Here is a 3,145-nt window from a genome sequence, read left to right as displayed (position 1 = left end):
CGTAGCATGCCGCTGTTGGCGGAGTTCAAAACCTGGCTGGACAATAACGTCGGCAAGGTGATGAAAGGCTCGCTGACGAGAAAAGCGATGGAATACACGCTGGGGCAGTGGCCCTATCTGGTCGGCTACTGCGAGCGGGGTGATCTACACATCAGCAATGTGTTGGCGGAGAACGCGATCCGCCCGTTCGCCGTGGGGCGCAAGGCCTGGTTGTTCGCCGACAGCGCGCAAGGCGCCAAGGCCAGCGCGACCTGCTACTCGTTGCTGGAGACAGCCAAAGCAAATGACCTGGAGCCATCAGCGTATATCAACTATGTGCTGGCGCAGATCGGCGATGCCGATAGCCTGGAAAAACTCGAAGCCCTGCTACNCCTGGAACGTCCCGCTGGAGCCCATTGCAAAAAAAGTGGCGCAATACAACGAAGGCAAGTAGGTCGATTTAGCGGCGCTTACAAAATAACAAAAAGCTGTGAGCGCTATATAGCAAATAAAACCTAACAAATTAATCAACTGACGCATTACGGCTGTCGCGGTTTTGCTAAAACAAAAAGCGGCAAAAAGGTACCAACCTACACACCAGTTCTTAAGGCTTTATAAGCAACAAGGAGATATAGCGCCAGATGAGACACTTCGTGAAACAGTTTGTTCTAGGTAAAACGGCAATATTACCGATTAATGCATCACAATTTAACCAACTGCAACAATCACAACGCTCAATGGTAGCAGCAAAAGCGATCGAAGAAAAATATGACCTAATTATTTCAAATTATTTGGAATTTGAAAAAGAACTTTTGCTTCAAACTACTGAGCATGTAGTACTTAACAAAGAGTCATATGATGACTTCTATCAAATAAAGACAATTATAAATCGTAGGATCGTTAACCTATTAACTTCGACGAAGCTTTATTATGACCAGATGCAAAGACAAGTGCGCTTATGTGATCTTAATAATGATGATTTTTCAACCACCGTTTTGAGTTATTTCAGTCGTGAATATGACAGTCACTTTGAGTATAGGTTTATGGAGAACATAAGAAATTACGTTCAACATTGTGGCTTAGCGATACATTCATTTTCACTACCCATGAATTGGGAGGGAGAAGGTGATTCTCGATTAATGAAAAACGGCATAAAAATTTACTCAACTCGAGAGGAGTTAGGACAAGACCCTAAGTTTTCTAGAAGACCTGTCTTTGCTGAGTGCGCCGATAAAATAAACTTAACAAAATCCATTCGCAAATACATTGAGAAATTAAGCTCAATTCATGATGAAATAAGAACTCTGATCGAATGGAATTTAAAAGAGTCACGAAACTGCATTGAGAACATCATTTCACAATATAAGGCTATAAATGACAACGATGCATTAGGAATTTATGCTTATAGTGTTGATTCAGACGACCCGCTAGGTCATGTTACAACCAAAATTCCACTTCTGCTTGATTGGGATAATGTCAGATTGAATTTAATCAAAAAAAACAAGAAGCTAACGAATAATAGCAAACGCTATATTAGTGGAAATTGTTTATAACAATTCGTTTAATGGCGGACAAAAAAGATTGGATCTTGCTCATGCCTCGCAAAATTTAGCCAAACATTTTTTGCCACTTAGCTTAGCGTTATAAAATCTTGCGACCAAGGAGGAATTAATAATTGTGTCGAGGTAAAAAACATTGCGATGTATTAGGGCTGGATCCAAAAAAATGGAACCAATATAGCCCACTCCCCCAACTTGAGTGGTTTGAAGAAGAACTTACGAAATTTATTGAAGCTGTAGATTTATTTATGAATGGTCAAAAAGATTCATCCATTGATAAATTACTTTCCATTAGGAACAATGAACTAAAAGAGTGGTCTATCGAGCATGGCCAAATGTCCGGCATGCATCGTATGAATCACCTACAAAAAGATCAGCCTATAGCTATTGATAGCTCATTAAGAGATCCTCTGCGAAGTCCAAAAAAATTCGAAAAAATAGTTTTTGAGCGTGATGGCTATAGGTGTAGGTATTGCGGCGTAAAACTAATTTCGAACCAATTTTTTTCTAAATTCATTAAATCACTTGATAGTAACCTTTTTAAAAAAGGTCCGACCAACCTTGATACACATGGCATTATTCATATTTTTAACCCTGTTGCAGATCATGTAATGCCTTGGAATCTAGGAGGGAAAACAAAGCCTGAGAATTTGGTTTCATCATGTGGCCCATGCAATTATGGGAAAGCAGGTTATACAATCGATCAAATTGGCATACATGATCCATTATCGAGAGAACCGATTGTAGATAGCTGGGATGGTTTATCTTCTTATTTGCTCAAATTAAAAGATTTATAACAAATAGAACCGTAGGCGCATATATGGAATCCATTCCTCTACATAGCAGGTCCAACATGATCAAACAACAAATCGGTAATATCGCTTTGGTCGTTGCGAATTATGACGATGCTATTGCTTTCTATACCCAAAAGTTACAGTTTAATTTGGTGGAAGATAGCGACTTGGGGGGTGGTAAGCGTTGGGTTCTGGTGTCACCACCCAACTCGAATGGCACGAACTTGCTGCTGGCTCAGGCGAGTAACGACGAGCAAGCGGCCTGTATTGGCAATCAAACCGGTGGCCGCGTGTTCTTATTTTTGCAAACCAATGACTTTTGGCGGGATTATCAGCTGATGAAGGCGAATGGCGTGGTCTTCAACGAGGAGCCGAGAGAGGAAGCATACGGAACTGTCGTGGTATTCCAGGATCTTTATGGCAACAAATGGGACTTGCTGCAGCTCAATAAGAATCGGCTACAACAGGCGCCGAATAAATAGATCAAGCGAATCTGAAATAACCTGCGTTAATCCCCATCCAACAATAACCAATATTCACATCTCGCCATTGGCTGGTAAAGACGGCGGTTGCTCATGCCGGTGACTCCGAAACTCGAAGCCGTCTGTCGGGCCGGGCGTAGGGGTGGCCGGAGCCGGTGCGCGGTCAGGATGACCGCAAAAGGGAGCGTCACGCCAGGGATGGCGTGTGGCTCCCGGCCGGTGGAGGCACCCCGCAGCTCGGGGCCTTCCCGAGGCGTTGTTGCTCAAATCAGGGAACTATCCCGCAGTTTGGTGATCTGATCTCTTAGGTTCACCACCGGGAGCGCCAGAT

3 protein-coding genes and 1 pseudogene are annotated in these 3,145 nt (G+C 43.1%); all 4 read left to right on the top strand.

Annotated features, from left to right (window positions below):
• Nucleotides 1–433, top strand: a pseudogene (locus tag ACYVG7_RS00750) (IS66 family transposase); the annotation flags it as partial.
• Nucleotides 434–632: 199 nt separating this feature from the next.
• A complete protein-coding gene (locus ACYVG7_RS00745) occupies nt 633–1,532 on the top strand; it encodes a hypothetical protein (protein ID WP_460881345.1) in 900 nt (299 codons plus the stop codon).
• A gap of 122 nt (nt 1,533–1,654) precedes the next feature.
• Complete coding sequence (locus ACYVG7_RS00740) at nt 1,655–2,335, top strand: HNH endonuclease (protein ID WP_460881344.1); 681 nt, start codon at nt 1,655–1,657, stop codon at nt 2,333–2,335.
• Between the two features lie 59 nt (nt 2,336–2,394).
• Nucleotides 2,395–2,814 carry a VOC family protein gene (locus ACYVG7_RS00735; protein ID WP_460881346.1) on the top strand — a complete coding sequence of 140 codons (420 nt, stop codon included), beginning with the start codon at nt 2,395–2,397 and terminating at the stop codon, nt 2,812–2,814.
• Nucleotides 2,815–3,145: the final 331 nt, after the last annotated feature.

The sequence above is a fragment of the Pseudaeromonas pectinilytica genome (genome assembly GCF_054780855.1).
The sequence above is the reverse complement of the archived record's forward strand: the minus strand, read 5'-3'. Positions and strand labels throughout refer to the sequence as shown.